This window comes from Plantactinospora mayteni, from assembly GCF_016862935.1.
GTDB lineage: Bacteria > Actinomycetota > Actinomycetes > Mycobacteriales > Micromonosporaceae > Plantactinospora > Plantactinospora mayteni.
The window spans coordinates 185465-211471 of the sequence record NZ_BONX01000012.1; the positions used below are offsets into that span (position 1 = coordinate 185465).

At 72.0% G+C, this 26007-nt stretch carries 21 protein-coding genes; 13 read left to right on the forward strand and 8 right to left on the reverse strand.

Annotation, left to right across the window (positions count from 1 at the left end; all coding sequences use genetic code 11):
• Positions 1–17 precede the first annotated feature (17 nt).
• The 4 genes from Pma05_RS11875 to Pma05_RS11890 are packed head-to-tail and all read left to right on the forward strand — an operon-like array spanning position 18 to position 4802.
• Positions 18–1049 (forward strand): NAD-dependent epimerase/dehydratase family protein, encoded by a 1032-nt coding sequence (locus Pma05_RS11875; RefSeq protein ID WP_239312217.1) that lies wholly within the window; start codon positions 18–20, stop codon positions 1047–1049.
• Positions 1046–2308 (forward strand): class I SAM-dependent methyltransferase, encoded by a 1263-nt coding sequence (locus tag Pma05_RS11880; RefSeq protein ID WP_203857404.1) that lies wholly within the window; start codon positions 1046–1048, stop codon positions 2306–2308. Before Pma05_RS11875 ends, Pma05_RS11880 begins: the two co-directional genes overlap by 4 nt.
• 12 nt (positions 2309–2320) lie before the next feature.
• Positions 2321–3232, forward strand: a complete 912-nt coding sequence (locus tag Pma05_RS11885; RefSeq protein WP_203857405.1) for a glycosyltransferase family 2 protein — start codon at positions 2321–2323, stop codon at positions 3230–3232.
• Position 3233: 1 nt separating this feature from the next.
• A complete protein-coding gene (locus Pma05_RS11890) occupies positions 3234–4802 on the forward strand; it encodes a lipopolysaccharide biosynthesis protein (protein ID WP_203857406.1) in 1569 nt (522 codons plus the stop codon).
• A 45-nt stretch (positions 4803–4847) separates the two neighbouring features.
• On the opposite strand, the gene Pma05_RS11895 is transcribed toward Pma05_RS11890, so the two are convergent.
• From Pma05_RS11895 to Pma05_RS11915, 5 genes are all read right to left on the reverse strand, one after another.
• Positions 4848–5363 carry a DUF6036 family nucleotidyltransferase gene (locus tag Pma05_RS11895; RefSeq protein ID WP_239312260.1) on the reverse strand — a complete coding sequence of 172 codons (516 nt, stop codon included), beginning with the start codon at positions 5361–5363 and terminating at the stop codon, positions 4848–4850.
• Positions 5364–5383: 20 nt separating this feature from the next.
• On the reverse strand, positions 5384–5887 hold the full coding sequence (locus Pma05_RS11900) for a helix-turn-helix domain-containing protein (RefSeq protein WP_203857408.1): 504 nt from the start codon (positions 5885–5887) through the stop codon (positions 5384–5386).
• Positions 5888–5972: 85 nt separating this feature from the next.
• The gene (locus tag Pma05_RS11905) at positions 5973–6212 is read right to left on the reverse strand and encodes a nucleoside/nucleotide kinase family protein (protein ID WP_203857409.1); all 240 of its coding nucleotides are present in this window, start codon (positions 6210–6212) and stop codon (positions 5973–5975) included.
• Positions 6209–9091, reverse strand: a complete 2883-nt coding sequence (locus Pma05_RS11910; protein ID WP_203857410.1) for a PQQ-dependent sugar dehydrogenase — start codon at positions 9089–9091, stop codon at positions 6209–6211. Before Pma05_RS11910 ends, Pma05_RS11905 begins: the two co-directional genes overlap by 4 nt.
• A 170-nt stretch (positions 9092–9261) precedes the next feature.
• On the reverse strand, positions 9262–12183 hold the full coding sequence (locus Pma05_RS11915; protein WP_239312219.1) for a PQQ-dependent sugar dehydrogenase: 2922 nt from the start codon (positions 12181–12183) through the stop codon (positions 9262–9264).
• A gap of 433 nt (positions 12184–12616) precedes the next feature.
• On the opposite strand from Pma05_RS11915, the gene Pma05_RS11920 reads away from it, so the two are divergent.
• From Pma05_RS11920 to Pma05_RS11945, 6 genes are read left to right on the forward strand one after another with little or no spacing between them, the layout of a single operon-like run.
• On the forward strand, positions 12617–13879 hold the full coding sequence (locus tag Pma05_RS11920) for a glycosyltransferase family 4 protein (RefSeq protein WP_203857411.1): 1263 nt from the start codon (positions 12617–12619) through the stop codon (positions 13877–13879).
• A gap of 43 nt (positions 13880–13922) precedes the next feature.
• A complete protein-coding gene (locus Pma05_RS11925; RefSeq protein ID WP_203857412.1) occupies positions 13923–15008 on the forward strand; it encodes a YveK family protein in 1086 nt (361 codons plus the stop codon).
• Between the two features lie 53 nt (positions 15009–15061).
• Entirely contained in the window at positions 15062–16468 is a 1407-nt protein-coding gene (locus Pma05_RS11930) for an O-antigen ligase family protein (protein ID WP_203857413.1), read from the forward strand.
• A gap of 58 nt (positions 16469–16526) precedes the next feature.
• Positions 16527–17378 (forward strand): glycosyltransferase family 2 protein, encoded by an 852-nt coding sequence (locus tag Pma05_RS11935; RefSeq protein ID WP_203857414.1) that lies wholly within the window; start codon positions 16527–16529, stop codon positions 17376–17378.
• Positions 17372–18235 (forward strand): glycosyltransferase family 2 protein, encoded by an 864-nt coding sequence (locus Pma05_RS11940; protein WP_203857415.1) that lies wholly within the window; start codon positions 17372–17374, stop codon positions 18233–18235. Before Pma05_RS11935 ends, Pma05_RS11940 begins: the two co-directional genes overlap by 7 nt.
• Positions 18232–19218, forward strand: a complete 987-nt coding sequence (locus tag Pma05_RS11945) for a glycosyltransferase family 2 protein (protein WP_203857416.1) — start codon at positions 18232–18234, stop codon at positions 19216–19218. The genes Pma05_RS11940 and Pma05_RS11945 overlap by 4 nt, the downstream gene beginning before the upstream one ends.
• Positions 19219–19296: 78 nt before the next feature.
• Here the strand turns inward: Pma05_RS11945 and Pma05_RS11950 are convergent, their stop codons facing one another.
• Together Pma05_RS11950 and Pma05_RS11955 are read right to left on the reverse strand one after the other, a co-directional pair.
• Positions 19297–20097 (reverse strand): alpha/beta hydrolase, encoded by an 801-nt coding sequence (locus Pma05_RS11950; RefSeq protein ID WP_203857417.1) that lies wholly within the window; start codon positions 20095–20097, stop codon positions 19297–19299.
• Positions 20098–20181: 84 nt separating this feature from the next.
• Positions 20182–20463 (reverse strand): Rv1322 family protein, encoded by a 282-nt coding sequence (locus tag Pma05_RS11955; RefSeq protein WP_372441457.1) that lies wholly within the window; start codon positions 20461–20463, stop codon positions 20182–20184.
• 220 nt (positions 20464–20683) lie between these two features.
• On the opposite strand from Pma05_RS11955, the gene Pma05_RS11960 reads away from it, so the two are divergent.
• The 3 genes from Pma05_RS11960 (at position 20684) to Pma05_RS11970 (ending at position 24174) form a co-directional block, all read left to right on the forward strand.
• Entirely contained in the window at positions 20684–21814 is a 1131-nt protein-coding gene (locus tag Pma05_RS11960; RefSeq protein WP_203857419.1) for an Ig-like domain-containing protein, read from the forward strand.
• Positions 21815–21824: 10 nt separating this feature from the next.
• Positions 21825–22934, forward strand: coding sequence for an FG-GAP-like repeat-containing protein (locus tag Pma05_RS11965; protein WP_203857420.1), 1110 nt, complete (start codon positions 21825–21827; stop codon positions 22932–22934).
• 148 nt (positions 22935–23082) lie between these two features.
• Positions 23083–24174, forward strand: coding sequence for an FG-GAP-like repeat-containing protein (locus Pma05_RS11970; RefSeq protein ID WP_203857421.1), 1092 nt, complete (start codon positions 23083–23085; stop codon positions 24172–24174).
• A 112-nt stretch (positions 24175–24286) separates the two neighbouring features.
• On the opposite strand, the gene Pma05_RS11975 is transcribed toward Pma05_RS11970, so the two are convergent.
• Positions 24287–25948, reverse strand: coding sequence for a 3-hydroxyacyl-CoA dehydrogenase family protein (locus Pma05_RS11975; RefSeq protein WP_275414678.1), 1662 nt, complete (start codon positions 25946–25948; stop codon positions 24287–24289).
• Between the last annotated feature and the right edge of the window lie 59 nt (positions 25949–26007).

The window sequence follows — 26007 nt, forward strand, 5'->3', positions numbered from 1 at the left end:
ACGACGGGAGCTTTGCCGTGCGTGTTCTCGTGACCGGCCACCATGGTTACCTCGGCGGCGTACTCACCCCGATGCTGCGCGCCGCCGGGCACGACGTGACCGGGCTGGACACCGACTACTACGCCGACTGCCTGCTCGGTCCGGCACCGGCTGCCGTGCCCTCGCTCGCGATGGACCTGCGGGACGTCCGGCCGGAGCAGCTCGCCGGATTCGACGCGGTCTGCCACCTCGCCGCGCTCTGCAACGACCCGATCGGCAACCTCAACCCGGAGCTGACCTACGAGATCAACCACCGGGCGACGGCACGGCTGGCCGAGGCCGCCAGGTCCGCCGGGGTGAGCCGGTTCCTCTTCTCCTCCTCGTGCAGCCTCTACGGTGCCGGCACCGACGACCGGCCGCTGGACGAGACCGCCGGCTTCGCACCGGTCACCCCGTACGGCGAGTCGAAGATCCGGGCCGAGCAGGACGTCGCCGCGCTCGCCGACGACGACTTCTCCCCGGTGTTCCTGCGCAACGCCACCGCGTACGGCTTCTCGCCCCGGCTCCGTGGCGATCTGGTGGTCAACGACCTCGCCGCGCACGCCCTGCTCACCGGCGAGGTACGGCTGCTCTCCGACGGCTCGGCCTGGCGTCCGCTGGTGCACGTCGAGGACATCTGCGCGGCCTTCCTGGCCCTGCTGGAGGCGGACCGGGGCACGGTGCACGGCCGGGCGTACAACATCGGGGTCACCGCCGAGAACTACCTGATCCGGGATGTCGCCGAACTCGTCGCCGAGGTGGTGCCCTCCTCCCGGGTGACCTTCGCCGGTGGTGCCTCGGCGGACGCCCGCAACTACCGGGTGAGCTGTGACCTGGTCGCGGCGGAGGTGCCGGGCTTCCATCCCCGCTGGACGGTACGCAAGGGGATCGAGGAGCTGGTCGAGGCGTACCAGCGGTACGGGCTGACGATCGAGGCGTTCGGGAGCGAGCGGCACCAGCGGCTGCGCCGGATCCGGGCGCTCACCGAGGCTGGCCGGCTCGACGCCGAGCTGCGCTGGAGCACGCGGTGACCGGTGCCGGTGGCTCCGGCGGCCGGCAGCCGGTACACCGGTGCACGGCCTGCGGGCGGCACGACCTGGTGCCCTTCGCCGACCTGGGCGAGATCCCGGTCTACTGCGGCGTGCACTGGGCCAGCCGGGCCGAGGCGCTGGCCAGCCCGCTCGGCCGGATGTGGCTGGCGTACTGCCCGGAATGTGGGTACGTCCGCAACCTCGCCTTCGATCCGGCCGTTCTGGTCTACGACACCACCATGGACACCAACCTGCACCACTCTCCCGCGTTCGGCGTCTTCTCGGCGGAACTGGTCAAGCACCTCGCCGGGCGGTTCCCGCTGCGCGGCGGCACGGTGCTGGACGTCGGCTGTGGCCAGGGCGAGTTCCTCCGCGAGCTGTGCCACGTGGCCGGCTGCCGGGGCATCGGCTACGACGCGATGTACGCCGGCCCGCCCGGCCCGGACCCGTCCGGCGCGACCTTCCACCGGGGGCACGCACCGCTGGACGACGACACCGGAGAGTTCGACCTGGTCACCTCCCGGCACTGGTTCGAGCACCTGGACGACCCCTACTCCTTCCTGGTCCGGCTCCGCGAGCTGGCCGGCGACCGCCCGGTGTACGGCTACCTGGAGGTACCGGACGCCGGCTACGACCTGAGCACCGCCGGCTGGGAGGTGATCTATCCGCACGTCTCCTACTTCGACGGATACTCGCTCTGCCGGATCGTCGAGCGGGCCGGCTGGCGGGTACTCGCCACCGGCCGGCTCTTCTCCGGCATGTTCCGGTACGTCGAGATCTCGGTGAACGCGGCACCGCCGGTGGCCGGCACCGAACTGCCCGGGGCCGAACTGCCCGGGGCCGAGCTACCCGGCACCGAGCTACCCGGGGCCGAGTTGCCGGACCTGGCCGACCGGGACCGCCAGCTCGGCTCGATCGCCGGCTTCGCCGCCCGGCACGCCGCCGAACGGGAGCGCTGGCGCGGCACCATCGACCGGCTGCTGGCCGCCGGCGACCGGCCGGTGCTCTGGGGCGCCGGTTCGCGCGGGGTGCAGTTCCTGCACCTGGCCGACCCGGACCGCCGGCTCGCCGCGGTGGTGGACGTCAACCCGCGCAAGTGGGGCCGCTACCTACCGGTGACCGGGCACGAGGTACGGGATCCGGCCACCCTCGCCGGCTCCGGCACCCGATCGGTGATCATCACCAACCCGGCCTACCGGGACGAGATCGACGCCGCGCTGCGCCAGCTCGGCGTGCACGCCGAGCTGCTGGTCGCCTGAGCGGAGGACACGATGGAGCCAGCGCCACGGGTGAGTCTGGGCGTGCCCCTCTACAACGCCGAGCGCTATCTCGAAGGCTGCCTCGACGCCCTGCTCGCCCAGGACTACCCCGACTTCGAGATCATCGTCAGCGACAACGCCTCCACCGACCGGACCTGGGAGATCTGCCAGCGGTACGCGGCGAAGGACACCCGGATCCGGCTCTACCGCAATCCGCGCAACTTCGGCGGGCACGTCAACTACGCCCGGGTGGTGGAACTGGCCCGGGGCGAGCTGTTCAAGTGGGTGGCGTACGACGACGTCTGCCTGCCGGCGTACCTCGGCACCTGTGTGGCGGCGCTGGACGCGGCCGGGCCGCACGCCGTACTCGCCTATCCGCGTACGGTGCTGATCGACGAGGTCGGCGAGGTGATCGGCCCGTACGCCGACCGGCTGGACCTGCGCGACCGCCGGCCGTGGCGCCGGGTGGCCGGGGTGGCGAAGAACATCAACCTCTGCCACGCGCACTTCGGGGTGTTCCGGATGTCGGCGCTGCGCCGGACCGGGATGATCCGCCCGTTCCTCTCCTCCGACTACACGCTGATCGCCGAGGTGGCCCGGCTCGGCGAGATCCACGAGGTGGCCGAGCCGCTCTTCCTGCGCCGGATGCACGGCGCCTCCACCCGGCAGGCCAAGGACGCCAGCCCGGCCTCGGCGCTCGCCTGGTTCGCCCAGAGCGGCAAGCGGGTCCGGGCGCCCCGGCTGCGGATGCTCGCCGAGACGCTGCGCACCCTCTCCACCGGCTCCGAACCGCTCGGCACCCGGCTCAGTTCGGCGGTGGCGTTCCTGGCCACCTGGTGGGCCCGCCGGGTCCGGGTCCGGCTCGGCCGGCTGCGTCGCCGGGTGATCCGCCGGCGTACCAGCGCGGCGAAGGGCAGCGCCTAGGGTGGCCGCGGTCCAGCCCGCCCGGACGGCTCCGGAGCAGCCAGCCAGCATCCCGGCCGAGGACCCGGAGTCGCCCCCGTCGGGCGGCGGCAGTCGGCTGCGCTCGGCGATCGGCTGGTCGTACGTGCTCACCGCCGGCCGGATCAGCTCGTCGATCCTGGTGACCTTCCTGCTCGCCCGGCTACTCGGGCCGAGCGAGTTCGGCCTGGTGGCGATGGCCACCGTCTTCATCACCGTCGCGCAGACGCTGATCCAGCAGGGGCTGGTCTCCGCGATCGTGCAGCGGGACAGGCTCACCCCGGAGCACCTGGACGGCGCGTTCGTGGTGCTGGTGCTGGCCGGGGTGGTGATCGGCGGGCTCACCGCCGCCGCCAGTCCACTGTGGGCGCTGGCCAACCGGGCACCGGAGCTGACCGCGATCTGCGTCGCGCTCTCCCCGCTGGTGCTGTTGCAGGGGCTCTCCATCGTGCCCGAGGCGGTGTTGCGCCGGGAGCTGCGGTTCCGCGCGGTCGCCATCCGTACCCTGCTCGCCTCGCTGCTCAGCGGTGCCGTCGGGGTGGTGCTGGCGCTGGCCGGCGCGGGCATCTGGGCCCTGGTGGCGCAGCAGTTGGTGAACGCGACGGTCGGCCTGGTGGTGCTCTGGTGGGTCTGCCCGTGGCGGCCGAGCCGCCGGCCCCGGCTGGCCGGCATCAAGGACCTGCTGGTCTTCTCCGCCCACTCGGCCAACGCCGGGCTGGGCCTGATGCTCAGCTCCAAGGCGGACGTCCTCTTCACCGGCCTCTTCTTCGGGCCGGTGGCGACCGGGATCTACCGGCTGGCCGCCCGGCTGCCGGACATGCTGGTCGACGTGACGGTCCGGTCGCTCCAGCAGGTGGCGCTGCCGTCGCTGTCCCGGTTGCAGCGGGACCGGGCGGCGCTGGTCGCGCACCTCAACCAGCTCCAGCACCTCGGCGCGCTGGCCGGGCTGCCGGTGCTCGGCATCCTCGCGGCGGCGGCGCATCCGCTGGTCACGCTGCTGGGTCCGCAGTGGGCCGGCACCGAGGTACCGCTCCGGCTGCTCTGCCTCTTCGGCGCCGTCAACGTGTACGGCGTGCTGCTCGGTCCGGCACTCCAGGCGATCGGCCAGCCGGGCAAGCTCGCCGCGATCCTCTGGACCCGGGGCGTACTCGGGGTGGCGATCCTGGCCGCCGTCGGCACCCTCTTCACCGGGTACGGCGACGTCGCCGAGGCGACCGCGGTGGCGGTGGCCGGGGTCGGCATGCAGGTCGTGGTGACCGCCCTCGCGGTCTGGGTCACCGTGCGCCGGGCCGCGAGTGCGTCGATCGTGACCTTCCTCGCCCCGACGGTGCCGGCGATCCTGGCTGCGGTGGCCGCCGCACTGGTGCCGCTGGCGGTGGCCCGGACCGGCCTGGACGCCGGGCCGCTGGTCGAACTGCTGGTGCTGGGCGGTACGGCCGGGCTGGTCGCCGGGGTGCTGCTCTGGGCCACCGACGCCCGGCTGCGCCGACTGGTGTACGCCCGACTCCCCCGCCGCCGCAGCAGGGTCGAGGCCGGCGCGACCGTCAGATGATCGCCGTCCTGGCACTGCTGGACGGTCGCGGTCTGTTTCCGTCGTTCAGCGGTTGCGATGGTAGGCGATCCAGTCCCGGAGTCGCTGCCGTACGGCGGGTGGCACGTCAAGGGTCTCGATCCGTTCCGCGACGACCTTCGGGTCGATGAGGCCGCACCGGATGAGCGCGGCGGTGAAGACGAAGTCCTTCTCCCGACCGGCAACAAGCTTCGACACCACGCAATCGTGTGGATCGAGCAGATAGCCTCGTCCAGGGGCCGTGCTGGCGGTCTCCACCACGACGAGCCGGTCGCGCCAACCGGTCGGCAAGACTGCTGTCGAAACGCTCACGCCCTGTGCGTAGTAGCCGTACATCTCGTGGAAGGCGGAGAGTTCACCGATTGCGCCGTCGACCTGATCCGCCTTCTGGTCGTCGGGATCGTCGAAGAAAGCCACGTCCACCTCGATGGAGGCGGTCGCCTCCGGCGGAAGCACCTCCTCGGCGATCCCACCCAGCACGGACTGGCTGCCGATGACCAGCACCTCGGAATCGCCGGTGATCTGAGAGGCGGCCCGTAACACATGTTCCAACTGCTCGCGCCTCATGCCGCCCGGTCGCTCCGCCAACTCTGCGTGAATGCCGCCAGCACCGCTCTACGCTCGGCCTCGGGCAGGACGCCTGCGAACGGTGAGTTCTGCCGCAACTCGACATCGTCAGGGCGACGGGAGGTCAGGACCGTCAAGACCGACTCCACCCCGGCGTCGAGGACTTCCCGCCAGCGTTCGAGCCACTTGGCGGCCATTCCGTCCGGGTGTACTGAGCGTAACCGTTCGAGGTTTGCCGCCGCCTTCGCCAGCACCCCGTCGGGATCACTGACCAGACGCCCCGCGACCGCGCGGTGCAACCACAACGCCTTGAGCTGATCCCGGGTCAACTCGGGCCGCAGAACCGCTTCGACGTCGCTGCGACGCAGGCGGCGATGCGATCCGATTCTGACGTACGGCAACAATCCCTGTTCACACATATCGACCACATGCTGACGGGACGACCTGAGCAACACTGCCGCCTCGCCGGTCGTCAGAAGATCGTCCTCACGTGCAGTCACAGCTCAAGCATGTGCCAACAAACACCAAAAACGCAAGCACAATGCCGCGATCGACTTACTGGGCCGCTACCAGTGGCAGCAAGGGCTAGCCGGTCGGCCAGCGCAGTACGCGCGGGTTGGCCAGATCGTCGTTGTCGACGAGTACGTCCGCCCGGGTGGTCGGGTCCGCCTCGGTCCGGTAGATCTGCTGGCCCGGGAGGTAGCGCTCCTGGTAGCGCTCCCGGACCGACTCGGCGCTGCCGAACAGCTCCAGGTCGCGGACCAGCGCCCGGCGCAACGACTCCGCCGGGCCGATCGCCAGGCTTGAGCGTAGTGGTTTGGTCAACGGGAGGTGGTGCCGCTGATCGAGGCGGTTCCGACCATCGCGGCCGGCGGGGTGAAGACGACCGCCTTGCCGTCGGCCAGGATCAACTGGTTGACCGAGTACTGCACCGCGTCGGTGCCGGTCGGGTTCTCGATGCCGATGGTCGCCGAGTTGCCCAACTCCCGACCGGCGTTCAGCCCGGCGTAGTTGAAGACGATCTGGCCCCACTCGAAGAGCACCACCTGGAAACTGATCCGCGCGGCCGGTGCGCCGGAGAGGCCCACGTCCTTCCACTCCACCACGAACTGCCGGTCCGGTGTGCTGCCGAGCAGTGCGGTGCGGACCCGCGACTCCGGGTGCATCACCAGGTCGTCCCAGAACGGATAGAGCACGGCGTTCGGTGTCGCGGCGTACGGCAGTGCCCGGTTCACCGGCCAGGAACCGCGCGGGTCCACGAAGGACAGTACGCCGTTCACGTCCACCCACGCCTTCGCGTGGTGCTGCCCGTAGTACGGGAACGAGAACGGCAGCGCCACCGACGCGGTGTCGTTGTCCCCGGTCAGCGGCAACTCGGTGGGACCGGACGTCAGGTACGCCCGGCCGGCGGTCGTACACGTGTAGCCGAAGCCGTCCGCGCAGCTACCCGGCGCGCCGTCGTAGGTGGCGGTGTAGGTGGCGGTGGTCGCGGCCGGCGCCGTGATCACGTGGGTCGCGGCATCCCCGTCCGACCAGTTCTGGAAGGTGTACGTCCCCGGGCCGAGCCGCTGCGGCCCGGGCGCGCTGACCGTGTTGGTCGAGCCGACGATCACCTGCACGGCGTTCGGGGTGGTCAGGCTGCGGCCGTTCAGGTTGACCCGCAGCCCGGCGGGCTTGGTCGCCAGCTTGAGCTGCACGGTCTTCGGGTCCAGCCGGAGCGTGGTGCTGCCGGTCAGCCCACCGCTGTCCGTGGCGGTCAGCGTCAGCTCCAGATAGGACGGATATTCGTGGTCCGGGGCCAGGAACGTCCCGGAGGCCACCCCGGTCAGCTCGCGTACCGGATGGCTGTGGCAGTTCTCCGGGGTGGTGCAGTGCATGTTGACCAGCGTCCAGGAGAGCGCCGAGGCCGGCAGCACGCCCTGCTGCGGGTCGGTGGCCCCACCGCTGAACGTGACCGTCTGGCCGGTCGCCCAGCGCAGCGCCGCGGTCGGCTGTTCGATCACCGGTACCGGGGCGGCGGTGCCGACCCTGATCTGCACCGTCGCGGTGTCGCTGAGCCCTGCGAAGTCGACCACCCGCAGCCGGGCGGTGTAGGTGCCCACCGAGGTGTACCGGTGGGTCACGTTCAGCCCGGTCGCGTCCACGGTGCCGTCGCCGGTGAAGTCCCACTGGTATTCGAGGATGTCGCCCAGGTCCGGGTCGGTCGAGCCGACGGCGTCGAAGGAGACGTCCAGCGGCGCGGTTCCGCTGGTCGGGGTCGCCCCGGCGACCGCGTTCGGCGGCTGGTTCCCGGAGCTGTAGTGGAACCGGCGTACGGTGCCGCCGAGCAGGTCGACGTAGTACAGGTCGTTCTCCGGGCCGATCCGCAGGTCCACCACGCCGGGGGCGATCGCGAACGGCACGATCCGGGCCGGGTCGGGCAGCCCGTTGGTGCCGGTCCGCATCGCCCAGATGCAGCCCCGGGAGTAGTCGGCGAAGAACAGCGCCCCGGCGTACGTCGCCGGATAGCCGCCGCCACCACTCGGATAGAACGCCACACCGGCCGGGGACGAACCGCCGGTCGGGCAGCCGTCGCCGGCCACCACCTGCTGACTGTGCTGGTAGGTGTAGTACGGCGGGGTGACCGTGCCGGCGGTTTGCGGATAGAGGCTCTCGCAGAGCGACAGGTTGGCCGCGTTGTAGCCGCCCTGTGGCGCGTTCCCCTCGTAGCACGGCCAGCCGTAGTTGCGGACCGGCCCGACCGCCGGGTCGACCACCCGGTTGATCTCCTCCCAGGTACGCCAGCCGACGTCACCGATCCAGACCTCGTTGCTGCCCGGCCGGAACGTCCAGCGGTACGGGTTGCGCAGCCCGTACGCGAGGATCCGCCGGTTGTTCGGGTCGCTGCTCGCCGCCAGCGGGTTGTCCGGCAGTGCCGCCCCGGTGGTCGGCGAGATCCGGATCAGGGTGCCGGAGAGCCCGGTCGGGTCGGCCGGGGTACGGATGTCCTGGGACCGCAGCGCGCCGCCCTCGGCGCTCGGCGGCGTCATCGCGGCACCGGCCGGTGCGGGCGGGTCGGCGCACGGGTTCGACGGGTTGCCCGCCTGCCCGTAGTCGGTGAAGGTCGCCGACGCCCCGTCCCCGCCGGCGACGTAGAGCGCGCCGTCCGGGCCGAACGCCAGGTCACCGATCGAGTGGCTCTCGATCTGGTGGCACCAGTCGTGCAGCAGCACCTGCTCGCCGCCGGTCATCACGTCACCGTCGGCCCGCAGCCGGGACACCCGGGCACTGGCCTCGCAGTTCCCGGTCACCGGGCAGGTGTCGTTGTACGTCGGCGCGCTCCCGCCGACCACGCCGTCGTAGGTGTAGCTGAGGTAGACGTACGGGTCGGTGGGGAAGGTGGGTGGCAGGGCCAGGCCGATCAGGCCGAGGTCCTCGTAGTCGTACACCTTGGGACGCAGGTCGGCGAAGACCGTCGGCGTGTTGTCGGCCAGGCTGTCGAAGACCTTGATGATGCCGCTCTTCTCCGCGACGAAGATCCGGCCGTCCGGCGCGAAGACCAGCTTGGTGGGCCGGGTCAGCCCGGTGAAGACCACCTGCTGGGTGAAGCCGGGCGGGATCGCCGCCGCGGGTTCGGGTTCGAGCGGGGGCAGCCCGACCACGACCGGTACGCCCAGCACGATCGCCAGGGTCAGTGCCCAGCTCCGCCGCGCCGCTCGGGACATGGCTGCCTCCCTCCACGGCACCGCCGAACGGTCGGCGGCTGCCGCGCTCCAGGATCACCGTCCGTAGCGGGAGGGGCTGTCGCGAGGTTGACCAGGGCGGCTAACTGACCGGGCGCTCCTTAACGACCGATCAGCTACCCTGGTCAACCGTTCGCACAGCCCCACCCTGGTCATCGGGCAGGAAACAGGGGGCTGCGGCGGGCACCCCTGGCGACTACGAAGGGTTGCGACCCGGTCGGCCGGAAGACCACCGAGGTACCGTCCACCAGGGCCGGCTGGTTGACCGAGTACGGCAGCGCGACCGTACCGGTCGGATTCTCGATGCCGACCGTCGCCGAGTCGCCCCGCTCCCGTCCGCTGGTGTTCAGGTCCCGGTAGTTGAAGACGATCTCGCCGTTCTCCGCGATCACCACCTCGAAGCTGATCCGCGCGGAGGTGGAGCCGTACATGCCGCTGTTGCGCCACTCCACCACGAAGCGGCGGTCCGGCGCGGTACCCGTCACCGCGGTCCGGACACTGGAGTCGGCCCGTACCCAGAGGTCGTCCCAGAACGGGTAGAGCGCCGCGTTCGGCGCGCCGGCCGCCGGCAGCACCGAGTTGGCCGGCTGCGGCCCGCCCGGGTCGAGGAAGGAGACGAACCCGTTTCCGGAGACCCAGGCGGTGCGGTAGGTCTGTCCGAAGAACGGCACCGGGAACGGCAGCGGCACCGAGGTCACCGCGTCGTCCCCGGCCAGCGGCAGCACCGTGTCGGCCGGCACCCAGGGCCGGCCGGTCTCGGTGCCACAGGTGTAGCCCGGCGCGGTGCCGCAGCCGGCCGCGCCGACGTACGTCGCCGTGTAGGTGAGCGCCGTCGTGGGCGCGGTGACGACGTGCGTCGCCACGCCACCGTCGGACCAGCCGGTGAAGGAGTACGCCAGCCCGTCGACCGTCTGCGGACTCGGCGCGCTGACCGTGTTGGTCGAGCCGACGATCACGGTACGGGTGAACGGGGCCGTCCCGGTGGTCGCGCCGACGCTCAGCCGCAGCCCGGGCGGGTTGCTGGCGAAGGTGAGGTCGACGGTCCGGGGGTCGAGCCGGCGTACCACGGTGTTCGACAGGCCCTGCCCGTCGGTGGCGGTCAACTCCAGCTCCAGGTACGACGGATACTCGTGGTCCGGCGCCACGAACGACCCGGACGCCACCCCGGTCCACTCCTGGAGCTGGTGGGTGTGGCAGTTGCCGACCGACTCGCAGTGCTCCATCCGCAGCTTCCAGCGCAGCGCCGACGCCGGCAGGGTGCCCTGCTGCGGGTCGGTGGCCCGGCCGGCGAAGTCGAGCGTGTCGCCGACCCGCCAGGTGGTGCCGACCGTCGGACTGTCCAGGAGGGCGGTCGGGGCGCCGTTGCCGGGCTGGATGGTGACCGTGCTGCTGGCCGAGACGCCCAGCGTGTCGGTGACGGTCAGCGTCGCGGTGTGGCTGCCGGCGGTCGGGTAGCGGTAGGTGGCGTTCGGGGTGGTGGCGTCGACCGTACCGTCGCTGGTGAAGTCCCACTTGTAGCTGAGCCGGCCGGCGTCGGCCGGGTCCGGGTCGGTGGAGCCGGTGCCGTCGAAGGTGACGTCGAGCGGGGCGGGCCCGCTGGTCGGGGTCGCCTGGATCACCGCGGTCGGCGGCTGGTTGCCCGGGAAGTACCGGATCCGGCGTACGGTGCCGCCGCCCAGGTCGGCGTAGTACAGCTCGGCACCGGGGCCGATCGCCAGGTCGACCGGTCCGGCGGCGGCCTGCCCGAACGCCTGGAGGTTGGCCGGGTCCGGCAGCCCGCCCGGGGTACTCGGGCGCATCGCCCAGATGCAGCCGCGCGAGTAGTCGGCGAAGAAGAGCGCCCCCGCGTACGCCGCCGGATAGCTGCCGCCGCTGCCCGGATAGAACGCGAGCCCGGAGACCGCGTCCCCGCCCGACCCGCAGTTCTCCCCCGGCACCACCGCCGCACTGTGGTGGTACGTGTAGTACGGCGCGGTCTGCCCGGCCCCGGTGTATAGCGTCTCGCAGAGGTTCAGGTTGGCGTTGTCGTAGCTGCTCATCCGGGCGGCACCCTCATAGCAGGGCCAGCCGAAGTTGGTGACCCTCGCCCTCGGGTCGACGATCCGGTTGACCTCCTCCCAGGTGTTCCAGCCGACGTCGCCGAACCAGATCTCGTTGGTACCCGGCCGGATGGTGAACCGGAACGGGTTGCGGGTGCCGTACCCGACGATCCGCCGGGTGTTCGGGTCGCCCGCGCCGATCGCCGGGTTGCCCGGCGCCGCCGCCCCGGTCTCCGGGTCCAGCCGCAGCACCGTGCCGTCCAGCCCGGTCGGGTCGGCGCTGGTCCGGACGTCCTGGGCGCGCAACGCCCCGCCCTCGGCGGTCGGCGGCGTCATCGTGCCGCCGGGCGGGTCGCCGCACGGGTTGGCCGGGTTGCCCAACTGGCCGTAGTCGGTGGTGCTGAAGCTGGCGCCGTCGCCGGCCGTGGCGTAGAGCATGCCGTCGGCACCGAACCGCAGGTCGCCGACGGAGTGGCTGGGGTACTGCTGGCACCAGTCGGAGATCAGCACCTGCTCGGCACCGGTCATCACGTCGCCGCTGGCCCGCAGCCGGGAGAGTCGGCCGGTGACCAGGCAGCGGCCGTTGTTGGCGTCGCCGCAGGTGTCGTTCCACACCGGAGCGGTCCGCCCGGGGGGCGCGTCGTAGGTGTAGAGCACGTAGACCCACGGGTTCGCCGGGAAGTCGGCCGGCAGCGCCAGCCCGAGCAGGCCGCGGTCCCACTGGTTGTGCACGTTGGTGGAGAGGTCGGCGAAGACGGTCGGGGTGGGGTCGGCCAGGTCGGCGTACACCTTGATCCGGCCGCCCTTCTCGGCGACGAAGACCCGCCCGTCCGGGGCGAACTCGAGGTTCGTCGGCTGGTCCAGCCCGCTGAACACCACCTGCTCCTGGAACCCGGTCGGCAGCGTCACCGCCGACGCCGGAGATCCGCGCAGCGGCGCCAGGACGCTCCCCAGCAACGCCAGTACCAGACCCAGTCGCAAGCCCCGCCGCAGCCGCATGGCCCACTTCCTCTCCACGTGGCGAGCGGCGGTCACGACCCGCGACTGTGAACCGCAGCTCACCTTTGTCGGCACAGAGTAGTTTTCGACGCAACACTTGCGACCCGTCCGCGTCTAATCGCGAATCCGGACGAAGATCGATGAAACCGCGCTTCCCCGACCGTTCGCCCCCGATGCCGCCGAATTGGTGTTGACCAGGGCAGCATCGTGCCACCACACCCCGATACGCGGATGAGCGAGTGAAGGAACAATCGTACGATCGGTCGCGACCTTGTAAGTAACTCGACACTTACACCAATCCACGGTCCTTGCCCGGGCCGGGCCGGTAGAGCAATGTCTTGGTAAGCGCCGGGCCGGTAGCGGGATAGCCCGGTGCGAGAAACAGGCTCATTCGGGTCGCGGCGTAATCGCATACGCCGCGACCTTCCATCGAAAACGTCGTCCGAGCTGCGCGGATGAGGAGTTAGAGATGGCCGATCGACGCCCCCACGTTGTCATCGTGGTGGTAAATCTGCCAGCCGAGCGGGACCGCCGGGTGATCCGGGAGTGCCAGGCCCTGGAGGCGGCCGGCTACCGGGCGTCGGTGATCTGCCCACGCGGACCACGACGGCTCACGGTACTGCCCGGCACCACCGCGACCAGGATCCATTCGTTTCCCCAGCCACTCGCGGGCAAGGGAGTGCTCTCCTTCGCCGCCGAGTTCGCCTGGGCACTGGTCGCCGTCGCCACCCGGCTGCTCGGGCTGATGCTGCGGACCCGGGTGGACGCCGTCCAGGCGTGCAATCCGCCGGACGTCTTCTGGGTGGTCGGGCTGCTGATGCGGGCCCTGGGCCGACCCTTCGTCTTCGACCACCACGACCTGAGCCCGGAACTCTACGAGTGCAAGGCGGCGCAACCCCGGCCGAGTGTGCTGTGGATGCTCCGGCTCTTCGAGCGGCTCTCCTGGCGTACCGCCACCGCCGTGGTCGCCACCAACGAGTCGTTCCGGGAACTGGCGGTCGGCCGGGGCGGCTGCCCACCCGAGAAGGTGGTGGTGGTGCGCAACGGGCCGGCCCTGGCCGAGGTGCGACGCGGCGGCGACGGCGCGGACGGGGACGGGGACGACGCCCGACAGAAGGTGGTCTACGTCGGGGTGATCAACCCGCAGGACAACGTCGAGGCCACCGTCCTCGCCGCCGAGCGGCTGGCCGGGCTGCGCGGCACCGACGACTGGGAACTGGTGGTCGCCGGGGACGGCGAGAGCATGCCGGAGCTGCGCCGGCTGGCCACCGAGCGGGGGGTGGAGGACGTCGTACGCTTCACCGGCTGGCTGGAGGCCGACGAGGTCGACGCGCTGCTCTGCTCCGCCTCGATCGCGATCCAGCCGGACCGGCCGAGCCGGATGGCCGAGATGTACACGATGGCCAAGACGGTGGAGTACGTGGCCCGGGGCGTACCGGTGGTCGCGGTCGACCTGCTGGAGACCCGGCGTACCGCCGAGGCGGCGGCGAGCTATGTGGAGAGCGGCAGCCCGGACGAGTTCGCCAAGGCCATCGACCAGCTCCTCAGTGACGAGCACGCCCGGGCGGCGATGAGTGCGACCGGGAGACAGCGGTTCGTCGATGAACTCGCCTGGGATCACCAGGTGAAGTCGTACATCCGACTGTGGGATCGATTGCTCCGCCCGTCGCTCAGCGACTACAACGAAGTTTCACACGGTAACGGGGCCGATGCCGCGCGTCTGCCGATCTGACCACCCGCACCGCACTTCCGCACCTTGCGAAAGGGCCCGCCCGATGGACCTTCTCGACCTGCTGAAACTCATGTTTCGGCGGTGGTACGTCTCGGCTCCGATCGTCGTCGTGACGCTCGGCGCGGCCCTCGCGTTCGGACTGGCGATCCAGCCCGAATACAAGACCGAGGTCGCGATCCTGCTCGTACCGCCGACCACCTCGGCGGCGGCCCCGGCCTCGAACGCGACACCCCGGCCGGGCAACCCGTGGCTGCGGATCGGCGAGAACGCGATGGCCCAGGCCGTGCAGATCTCCACCTCCGCGCACGACGCCCGGACCAAGATCGCGGCGGCCGGCGGCGACCCCGACTACGAGGTCGGGCTGGTGACCCGGAGTTCGATCCTGACCGTGGCGGTGACGGCGGCGACCGAGGAGAGCGCCCGGAAGACCGTCGAGGCGGTGACCACACTGATCCACGACGAGGTCGCCGGGCAGCAGGCGCAGTACAAGCCCAACCCGGGGGAACAGATCACCACCGAGGTGCTGGATCCGGGGCTGAACATCGTGCAGTCCCGCTCCAACGTGCTGCGGGCACAGGTCGTGATCGCGGCGATCGGCATCCTGCTGGCCGCCGTCGGTGCCGTGGTCTACGACGCGGTGGCCCGCCGTCGGGCGAGCGCCCGGCTCGGCCAGCGCCGGGACGCGCGTACCCCGATGGCCTGGAACGCCGGCCAGCCGGTGAGTGCCGGCCAGGCGGTGGTCAGCACGCCGCGACCGGCGCCGGTGGTCTCGCCGGCCCCGATGGCCCGGGCCGCGCCGGTGGCCACCGGTCCCGGACGCGAGCCGACCCAGCCGCTCTCCCGGCGCGGCGCGCACGGCTCCGCCGACCGGGCGCACCCCGTCGACGACCGCTACCCCGGCTCCCCGGCCGACGAGCGTTACCCGGGTTCACCCGCCGACGAGCGTTACCCGGGGCCGCCCGCCGACGAGCGCTACCCGGGCTCACCGGTCAACGAGCGGGCCGGCGGGCACCTGGGGCACGACCGGGGAGTCGGGCAGGGCGGCAACGGACGCGGTCCGGCGGCCTCGGGCGAGGAGACGATCCTGCTCACCACCGCCCGGAACGTCGTGGACGATCCGGACCGATGATCCCCGGGCAGCCCACGAGCGCCGGCTGACGGCGCACGGACGAGACGAGCGACGTGCCGACCTACCTATCCGCGCGGCGGTCCGACACGGTGTACGACGGCATCACCCCCGCCGTACGCCACTTCCCGGACGCCACCGCCGCGGTCATCGCGTCGATCATGCTCGCCTACCTGCTCCCCTTCCGGCTGGTCTTCCCACCGCTGAGCGACCTCGGCAAGCCGGGGCTGATGGTCGGGTTCGGCCTGCTGGTCTGGTGGGCGCTGAGCCGGCTGCACCCCAGCCTGGTCACCCGGGGCCAGCAGCCGATGCGCTGGGCGATGGCGATCTACCTGGTCACCCTCTTCCTCTCCTACGTGGCCGGGCAGGGTCGCGGGATGCCGGTGCTGGAGGCGAACGGCGCCGAGCGGACCCTGCTGATGGCGCTCGCCGGGGCCGGGATTCTGCTCGCCGCCGCCGACGGGGTACTGACCCGGGAACGCATCGACAAGGTGCTGGGCTGGTTCTGCTGGGGCGCCGCCTTCATGGCGTTCGTCGCGCTGGTCCAGTTCGTGACCCGGATCGACCTGACCACCTACATGAAGCTGCCGCCGCTGCTGACCTTCCACAAGGAGGTGGTCGGGTTCCGCGACCGGGGCGGCGACGGGCTGGTCCGGGTCGCCGGCACCGCCGGGCACTACATCGAGTTCAGCGTGCTGATGGTGATCGGCCTGGTGGTGGCGATCCACTTCGCCCGGTTCTCGTCGACCCGGCGGGACCGGCAGATCTACGCCGTGCTGGCGATGTTCCAGGCCGCGGTCATCCCGATCTCGCTCTCCCGCACCGGGGTACTCGCGCTCGGCGCCGCGATCCTGCTCTTCATCCTGGTCTGGCCGCTGCGGACCACCTTCAACGTACTGGTGGTCGGCTGTTTCCTGACCGCGCTGATCCAGGTCGCCCGGCCCGGCCTGCTGGCCGCGATCAAGTCGTTGCTGCTGGCCGGCGAGAACGACCCCAGCGTGCAGGCCCGGGTGGAGGACTACGACTACGTGGCCCCGTTCATCCGGGAGCGCCCCTGGCTGGGGCGCGGGATCGGCACCTTCCTGCCGGAGCTCTACCAACTGCTGGACAACCAGTGGCTGACCACCCTGGTCCAGGGCGGCATCGTCGGGGTGGCCGGGCTCGCCGTCCTCTTCCTCTCCGGAGTGGTGGTCGCCGGCCGGGTACGCCGGTTCGCCCGTACCGAGCGGGACCGCGACCTGGCGGCGGTACTGGCGGTGGCGATCGGGGTGGCCGGCGTTTCCGGGTTCACCTTCGACTCGATGTACTTCACGACGTTCTTCATCACGGTGCACGTGCTGCTCGGCCTGACCGGGGCGCTGTGGCGGCTGACCAGGGCGGAACGCACCAACCGGATCGAGTCGGGCCGGCCGGGCCGGCAGTCCGACGAAGCCGAGCCGGTGCCGGCGGCGGCACAGGCATGACGGAGCGGCGTGCGGCAGCACCCACCTCCGGCGGACCCGAGCGGAGGTGGGCGGTCGGATGACCGGCGACGGTGGCATCGACATCCTCATGATCACGTACGACCGGCCGGAGTACGTCCGGCTGTCGCTGCCGCACCTGCTCGACACCTGCCCGGCGGACGCCCGGGTGTGGCTCTGGCACAACGGCACCGACCAGCCGACCCTGGAGGCGGTCGAGGAGCTCCGGCACCATCCCCGGGTACACCGGTTCCGACACAGTCCGGTCAACGCCGGGCTGACCGAGCCGACCAACTGGCTCTGGACCGAGGCGACCGGCTCCTACCTGAGCAAGGTGGACGACGACTGCCTGCCCGACCCGGACTGGCTGACCATCCTGCGCGGGGCGCACCGGGACGTACCCGGGTTCGGGGTGATCGGCACCTGGCGGTTTCCCGCCGAGGACGTCGAGCAGGCGCTGGTGGCGGCGAAGCTGGCGGACTATCCGAACGGGCACCAACTGTTCCGCAACCACTGGGTGCAGGGCAGCGGCTATCTGATGAAACGCGAGACGCTGACCCAGGTCGGCCCGCTGGCCGGCGACGAGACGTTCACCGCCTGGTGCCTGCGGGCGGCCCGACTCGGCTGGCTGAACGGCTGGTACCACCCGTTCCTCCCCGAGGACCACATGGACGACCCGCGCAGCCCGCGCACCATCTACCGCACCGACGCCGATTTCGTGGCCCGCCGGCCGCTGTCGGCCCGGCGTACCGGGGTGACGACCCTGGCGGAGTGGACGCAGCAGATGCGGCACTCGGCCCGGGTGGTCCAGGCCGCCCCGCTCGACCTGCGGGAATACCAGGGCTGGCGACTGCGCCGCCGCAACGCCACCCGACGGATCCGGCTCGCGCTGACCGGGCGGGCGCCATGGTGACCGTGGTGGTCGCCGCACACGACGAGGCGGCGGTGCTCGGCCGGACCCTGCGGACCCTACTCGCCGACGCGGAACCGGGCGAGTTCGAGGTGGTCGTGGTGGCGAACGGCTGCACCGACGGCACGGCGGCGGTGGCCCGGTCGGTGCCCGGGGTCCTCGTGCGGGAACTGCCCGAGCCGGGCAAGCCGGCCGCGCTGAACGCCGGTGACGCGGCGGTGCGCGGCTTTCCCCGGATCTACCTCGACGCCGACATCGCGCTGGAGACGGCCGGGGCCCGCGCGCTCGCGGCGGCGGTCACCGCGCCGGGGATCCTGGCCGCCGCGCCGCGCCGCCGGCTGGACACCACCGGGCGGCCCCTGCTGGTACGCGGCTACTACGCGATCAACGGGCGGCATCCGGCGTACCGGAACGCGCTCTTCGGCCGGGGCGCGATCGCGCTGTCGGCAGCCGGCCGGGCCCGGTTCGGCGCGTTTCCCGACGTGGTCGCCGACGACCTCTTCCTGGACGGTCAGTTCACCGAGGCGGAGAAGCGGGAGGTGCCCGAGGTGGCGACCGTGGTGGCCACCCCCCGGCGCACCGCCGACCTGCTGCGCCGGCTGGGCCGGGTCCGGGCCGGCAATGCCAGCCTGCGCGCCGCCGACGACCGGGTACGCCGAGCCCGCCGTACCTCCTGGCTGGTCGACGTGGTGCTGCCCCGGCCGTGGCTGCTGCCGGCCGGGGTCTGCTATGCCGGGCTGACCCTGCTGGCCGCGACGTCGGCCCGCAGACCGGCGGTCCGGGACGGTTGGGGACGCGACGAGTCCACCCGTGCTCCGGCTCCGGCCGAGGCCGACGGTGCCACCGGAGCCGCACCGTGAACCCGGTGGTGAGCGTGGTGGTGGTCTCCTACCAGACCCGCGAGCTGATCCTGACCGCGCTGGCCACGCTCCGTACCGCCTGCCCGGCGGAGCCGTACGAGGTGATCGTGGTCGACAACGCCTCCACCGACGGGTCGGCGGCAGCGGTCGCGGCGGCCGTCCCGGAGGCCCGGGTGGTCCGGCTGGCCCGCAACGTCGGCTTCGGCCGGGCGGTCAACGTCGGCGCGTCCCGGGCCCGGGGCGACTGGCTGCTGCTGCTGAACCCGGACACCGAACCGGTCGGCAACCTCATCGGCGAACTGCTGGCGTTCACCCGGGCCCGCCCCGGGCACGGCATCTACGTCGGCCGCACCCTCGGGCCGGACGGCAGCGACGACGGGCACTCGGTCTTCGGCCCGCCCTCGCTCTGGACGCTCACCTGCTTCGCCACCGGACTCTCCAAGGTGTTCCCCCGGTCCCGGCTCTTCAACCGGGAGGCGCTGCCCTGGCTGGACCGCTCCGCACCGGTCCGGGTACCAGCCGCCTCCGGCTGCCTGCTGCTGGTCCGGCGCTCCCTCTTCGCCCAGCTCGACGGCTTCACCCCGGACTACTTCATGTACTGCGAGGACCTCGACCTCTGCCTGCGGGCGACCGCGATCGGGGCCCGTCCGGTACTGGTGCCGGCCGCCCGGGTACTGCACGTCGGCGGGGCCGCCTCGACCAGCGCCGGCAAGCGGGTGATGCTGCTGCGCGGCCAGGTCACCTTCCTCCGGCTGCGCTGGTCACCGACCCGGGCCGCGCTGGGCCGGACGCTGATGGCGGTCGGCATCGCCGCCCGGGCGACCGCCGCCCGGCTGACCGGCCGGGCCGGCTACTGGCGGGAGGTGTGGCGGCAGCGCCGGACCTGGCTGGCGGGTTGGCCACCGGCGGCCGGGCTGCCCCCGGTCGAGGTCACCGAGCCGGTGCCGCCCGGCCCGCGCGGCACCCCCGACACCGACGGCTGAGCCCTCTGGTTCGGCCCTGGGCCGAGCCCTCGGCGACCCTCGAAGACGCTCTTCGGGATGTAGCCGGTCACGACCTGTTCAGCCCCGCTGCTCGTCCGGCATCGGCAGATCGGCGAAGGCCGCGACGGTGCGGTCGGCGTACGCGCTGGCGTCGCCGGTCTCCATCGGCCCGTCCCAGGTGGTCGGCAGCGGTACCGGTACCGCCGGGTTGACCCGCCGGACCACCTCGTCGAGTACGGTCTCGGCGTCGCCGACCCAGAGGTGCTTGGCCCCCGGTACGCCGAGCACCTCGGCCTGGGGCACGACCGCGAAGCGTCGACGGGCCTCGTCCGGCCGGAGGTAGTCGTCGAACTCCGGAATCAGCGCGGTCAGCGGCTTGCCGGACTTCGCCCACGCGGCCAGGTCGGCATCGGTACTGCTGCGCAGCGGCGGGGAGAGCAGGATCGCGCCGGCGATACCCGGGTCGCAGCCGTGCCGCAGGGTCAGGTCGGTACCGAACGACCAGCCCAGCAACCAGATGTTCGGCAGTTCGGCGAACTCGGCGTACTCGATCGCGGCGGCAACGTCGTACCGCTCGGCCTCGCCGCCGTCGAAGGTCCCCTCGCTGGTGCCGCGTACGCTGCTGGTGCCCCGGGTGTTGAAGCGCAGCACCGCGAGGTCGGCCAGCGCGGGCAGTCGCCAGGCGGCCTTGCGGAACACGTGGCTGTCCATCATCCCGCCGTGGGTGGGCAGCGGGTGCAGGCAGACCAGGGTGGCGACCGGGTCCCGGTCGGCGGGGAGCGCCAGTTCGCCGACCAGCCGCAGGCCGTCGGCGGTGTGCAGCTCGATCTCCTCCCGGCGGGCGGGCAGGATGCTGGCGGCGCGGATGGCGGGACTCACGGGGATCAGTCTGACCCGGTCCGGCCGGAGGGGGCAGCGAACCCGGGGACAGCGTGACGAAGATCCCTCGGATCGGGCGGCGGGTCAGCCGTACCGGGGGGCGCTGCGCGAGCGTTCCACTCCCGGGCCACGCCGGTCCCGGGCCCGCCAGCAGCCGGTGTGCCAGTGCCGGCGGTCGGTCAGGTCGCCCTGCCCGTCGGCCGGCCAGGCGACCAGGTGGGCCACCCCGGGGCGGATCTCCTGGGCGCAGCCGGGGCAGCGGTACGTCTTGGTCGCCGCGCTGCCCGGGATGTCGCGTACCTGCCACTCGCCGTCCCGCCAGCTCTGCACCGAGCCGACCCCGCGCTCCAGCCGGGTACGGTCCAGCGGCGGTCCTTCCTCCGGACGCGGACGGTTACGACGCGGGCTCACATCTTCCAGGGTACGCAGCCGCCGGGCTAACCCGATCAAGGCTGCTGACCTGGCCTTTCGTCGCCTTCGGTGGCTGTCGGATCACGGTCAGCGCACGCGCTGCCGCCGCGAACAGGAGTTAACGTCCACGAACACCCCTCGGCCGACCATCCGGACTCGCAGCGAGGAGGACGCCATGTGGCGCAGACGTACCGCGATGGTCGTGGTGGTCGTGGTTCTGGTCGCGCTGGGCGGCGTCGCCGGGCCGACCCCGACTCCCGCCTGGGCCGCCGGCCGTGGCGAGCAGGTCCTCGGAGACGTGAACGGCGACGGTTTCACCGACCGGATCACCCTCGGCCTGGTCCAGCCCGACCTCTGCTCGGTGATCGTCGAGTACGGCACCTCGTCCGGCGACTACCGGCTGCCGGTGGCGTTCGTCTACCTTCGGCCCGGCGGCTCGGGCACCGGTACCCGCTGTCCGGAGCTGGGCGTCGCCGTCGACCTGAACGGCGACCGCCGGGAGGAACTGGTGGTGGCCTGGTATCCCGGGCCGCCGCCGACGGTTCCGTACAACCTGATGGTCCTGGACAACTCGTTCCAGCCGTCGTCCGGCCTCGTCTCGGCGATCTTCGCCCCGTACCACCTCGGCACCGCCGACTTCGACGGCGACGGGCGGGAGGACGTCTACTCGGTGACCGACCAGGGCCAGGGCATCGAGACGTACCTGAACCCGGGCACCGGCAGCCTGGTCCAGGGACCCGAGGAGTGGTGCGCCCGCCCGCTCGAATACGACCTGCGGGACTTCGACCTGAACGGCGCGACCGACCTGGTCAACAGCTACACCGAGCGTTGCCTCTCCGGAACGGCCGTGGTCAGTGGCGTCGCGGTGGTCCTCGACGACGGCTCGACCCAGGAACTCCAGCACGATCCGGCCGGGCTGGACACCTGGGTCACCCGGGTGGTCAACGCCAACGGGGACCGGATCCCCGACATCCGCACGGTCTCCAGGCTGACCGGCGCGACCGAGTACTTCATCGGCACCGGTGCCGGGCAGTTCGTCCGGTCGCCGAAGGCGAACACCGACTCCGTACGGCTCAGCAACGACAAGGCGGTGACGGTCGCCGTACGGGCCAACGACCTCGCCAGCAGCCAGGCGCAGCTCAGCATCACCGTCCAGCCGAGATACGGCACCGCCCGGGTGATCAGCGGCGGACGGATCGTCTACACACCCCGGCCGAACCATGGCGCGACCGACCGGTTCACGTACCAACTCACCGAGGGCACCCGCCGCAGCAGCGCGGTGGTGTACATCCGGTGGAGCCCTTAGGAGGCGTGCCATGAGGGGTAGCAGGATCGCCGCGATAACGGTGGCGATCATGGCGACGGCCGGTGGCCTCGGCGTACGGGCGCCGCTCGGCTGGGCGGGCGGGCCGGGTGAGCCCATCGTCGCCGACGTGAACGGGGATGGCCGGCCGGACCGGGTGGTACTCGATCTCACCGTGGGAGCCGTGACCACCTGCCGGGTCGTGGTCAGCCTGGGACAGGCCGGCGGCGGGTACGCGGCGCCGCAGGCGTACGGCTACCTGACCCTGCCGGCGGCGGAGCCGAACTGCGCGGACATGGGCGTGGGGCTCAACCTGGACGCGGACGCCGCCGCCGAACTCGCGCTGACCTGGTTCGCCGGGCCGCCGTCGACCGTCCCCAACACCCTGCTGGTACTGGACAACTTCCGGGTCACCCGCGGCTTCAACACGATCTTCCAGCCCAGCTTCATCGGCACCGCCGACTTCAACGGCGACGGGCGGCAGGACATCTACGAGTGGACCGACCAGGGCGAGGGGTTCGCCACCTACCTCGCCACCGGCTCCGGCACCCTGGTGCCCGGCCCGGTCCGGTACTGCTCCGGCCCGTTGCAGCCCCGGCTCGCCGACTTCAACCGGAACGGGGCGATGGACGTCGTGATCGCGTACGTCGAGGGCTGCGGCCCGTACTTCAGCGGCGTGGCGGTGGTCCGCGACGACGGCAGCCTGGTCCACCTGCACACCGACGTGCTGGGCCTGGCGAGCTGGACGGTGCAGACCGACGACGCCAACCACGACGGCCTGGTCGACGTGACCACCCACAACGAGTCGACCGGGGAGATCGCCACGTTCATCAGCCTCGGCGACGGCTCCTTCGTCCGGGCGCCGGTGGCGATCCGGGACTATCCCACGGTCAGCGGCAGCAGGGCGACCAGCATCCAGGTACTGGCCAACGACTACGCCACCGACCGGACCAGGGTGACCATCTGGAGCCCGCCGCAGTACGGCACGGTCAAGGTCACCACGAACCGCACGATCATCTATACCCCGAACCCGACGCACGGCACCAGCGACACGTTCGTCTACCGGCTCAGCCAGGACGGCCGGACCAGCAACGCCGCCGTCAGCCTGAGGATCACCGGCTGACCCGGCCGGTCGGCGCCACTACCCCACAGCGGGCTCACCAAACACCGTGTCAGATTACGGTCAGCGCGCACGACATCACGATGCGTGCACCCTAATCTCCTGCTGAGAACGTCCAGGCTGGGCGGGGAACCAGGTCCGAGGAGGCACCATGTGGGGCCTACGCATCACCACCGTCGCCATCGTCCTGGTGGCCGCCGCCGGAGTGGCCACACCGGCCGCCCGGGCCGGCTGGCAGGACGAGCCGATCATCGCGGACGTGAACGGGGACGGCCGCGCCGACCGGAACACCCTCGGCACCCTGCCCGGCACCTCCGACTGCGCGGTCCGGGTCGAACTCGGCCGGGCCGGCGGCGGCTACGGTCCGGCCCGGTCCTACCGGTACCTGACGTCGGTGCTCTACTGCCCCGACATGGGCGTCGGCCTCGACCTGGACAGCGACCCCGCCAACGAGCTGGCGGTGACCTGGTTCGCCGGCCCGCCGCCGTCGATCGCCGACACCCTGCTGGTACTGGACGACTTCGCCGTCTCGGCCGGCTTCGACACCATCACCCAGCCCAGCTACATCGGCACGGCCGACTTCAACGGCGACGGCCGACAGGACGTCTACGAGTGGACCGACCAGGGTGACGGCTTCACCACCTACCTCAACACCGGCACCGGCACGCTGACCCCCGGCCCGGTGCGGTACTGCTCCGGCCGGCCGCAGTACCACCTCGCCGACTTCGACGCCGACGGCGCGATGGACGTGGCCCTCGCGTACGCCGAGGGGTGCGGCACGTACTTCACCGGCGTGGTCGTGGTGCTGGACGACGGCACGGTGGTGAACCTCCAGGGGGACGCCTACGGCGACGACTTCTGGACGGTCGCGGTGGCGGACGTGAACGGCGACGGGATCCTCGACGTGCTCACCACCAGCGAGGTGACCGGGGTGCAGAGCGTCTTCATCGGCACCGGTACCGGCACCTTCGTGCGGGCCCCGACGGCGATCCGGGACAGCCCACGGGTCAGCGCGGTCCGGGCGACCGGGATCCAGGTACTCGCCAACGACTTCGCCACCAGCGGCACCCGGGTCACCATCGTCACCCCGCCGGCACACGGCACCGTTCAGGTCACCACCGGCCGGACGGTCATCTACCGGCCGTACCCGAGCCACAGGGCCAGCACCGACCGGTTCGTCTACCGGCTCACCGACTCCGGCCGGACCAGCAACGCGGCGGTCAGCCTGCGGATCGCCCGCTGACTCCCCCACCGGCGGCCCGTCCGGTTGGCAGTCAGCCAGCGGCCCGTCCGGTTGGCGGTCAGCCAGCGGTCCGTCCGGTTGGCAGTCAGCCAGCGGCCCGTCCGGTTGGCGGTCAGTCGGCGGCTGCCTCGCGGAACCGTCGGCCGGCGGTGACCAGCTGCTCCAGCAGTGGTGCCGGGGCCAGCCCCGGTTCCCGGGACTCCCGGTAGAGCGACCGCTGGACCCGCAGCGCCAGCTCCGGGCTGACCGCGTCCAGCACCTCGAACGGGCCGGCCGGATAGCCACAGCCGAGCGTCATCGCGTGGTCGATGTCGTCCACTGTGGCGTACGACGCCTCCAGCATCCGGACCGCGTCGTTCAGGTACGGGAAGAGCAGCGCCCGCACCACGAACCCGGCCCGGTCCCCGCAGACCACGGCGGTCCGGCCCAGTCCGGCGCAGACCGACCGGGCGGTGGCGACCGCCTCGGCCGAGGTGCGGACGGTACGCACGATCTCCACCACCGCCCCGGCCCGGGTCGGGTCGGGCAGGTGCAACCCGACCACCTCGGCCGGCCGCCGGGCGGCCATCGCGACGTCGATCACCGGCAGCGTGCCGGTGGTGGTGGCGAGCAGCGCCTCCGGCTTGCAGACCTCGGCCAGCCCGGCGAAGAGGGCCCGCTTGGCCGCCAGGTCGTCGGCGACCGCCTCCACCACCAGGTCGACGTCGGCCAGCTCCGCCAGCTCGCCGGTCCCACCAGGGGACACCACCAGCACGTCGTAGCCGGCCTGGCCGAAGAGTTCGCCGAGCCCGGTGGCGGCGTCACCCGAACCGACCACCCCGACCCTGCGCACCGGTCGGGCACCGTCGAGCGGCTCCGCCGCCGGGGTCTGTCCATCGGGTACGACGGTGGCCGAACCGGGCCGCTCGTACCGGTAGAAACCCTGGCCGGACTTGCGGCCGAGCAGTCCCGCCGTGACCATCTGGCGCAACAGCGGCACCGGGGCGTGCCGCCGGTCCCGGCCACCCCGCCGGTACATGGTGTCCAGGATCTCGTACGCCGTGTCCAGGCCGATCAGGTCCAGCAACGCCAGCGGCCCCATCGGCAGCCCGCAGCCGAGCCGCATCGCGGTGTCGATCTCCTCGCGGTCGGCGTACCCCGACTCGACCATCGCGACGGCCTGGTTGAGGTAGCCGAACAGCAGGGCGTTGGCGACGAAGCCGGCCCGGTCGGCGACGGTCACCCCGACCTTGCCCAGCCGGGCGCAGAGCGCCTGCACCGCGCCGACCACCTCGGCCGAGGTGGTCACCGTCCGGATCACCTCGACCAGTTTCATCACCGGCGCGGGGTTGAAGAAGTGCATCCCGACCACCCGGTCCGGTCGGCCGGTCGCCACGGCGATCTCGGTGACGCTCAACGAGGAGGTGTTGCTCGCCAGGATCGCGGTCGGCCGGCAGATCCGGTCCAGGTCGGCGAAGAGCCGTCGCTTGAGGTCGAGCCGCTCGGGTACCGCCTCGATCACCAGGTCGACCTCGGCCAGCGCGGGCAGCCCGACGGCGAAGGTGACCCGGTCGAGCAGCGCGTCCCGGTCGGCGCTGCTCAGTCGGCCCCGGGCCACCGCCCGGTCGGTGGAGCGGGCCAGGGTGGCCCGGCCGTGGTCGAGAGCCTCCGCGGTGATCTCGACGGCGACCACCTGGAGGCCGCTGCGGGCGAAGACCTCCGCGATTCCGGCGCCCATCGTGCCCAGTCCGACGACGCCGACGGTGCCGATGGTGCCGCTCGTCTCGCCTGCCACCGCTGGCCTCCCGCTCCGAACCCGGGCGGCCGACTGAACGGCCGCTAAGTCACCTGCGG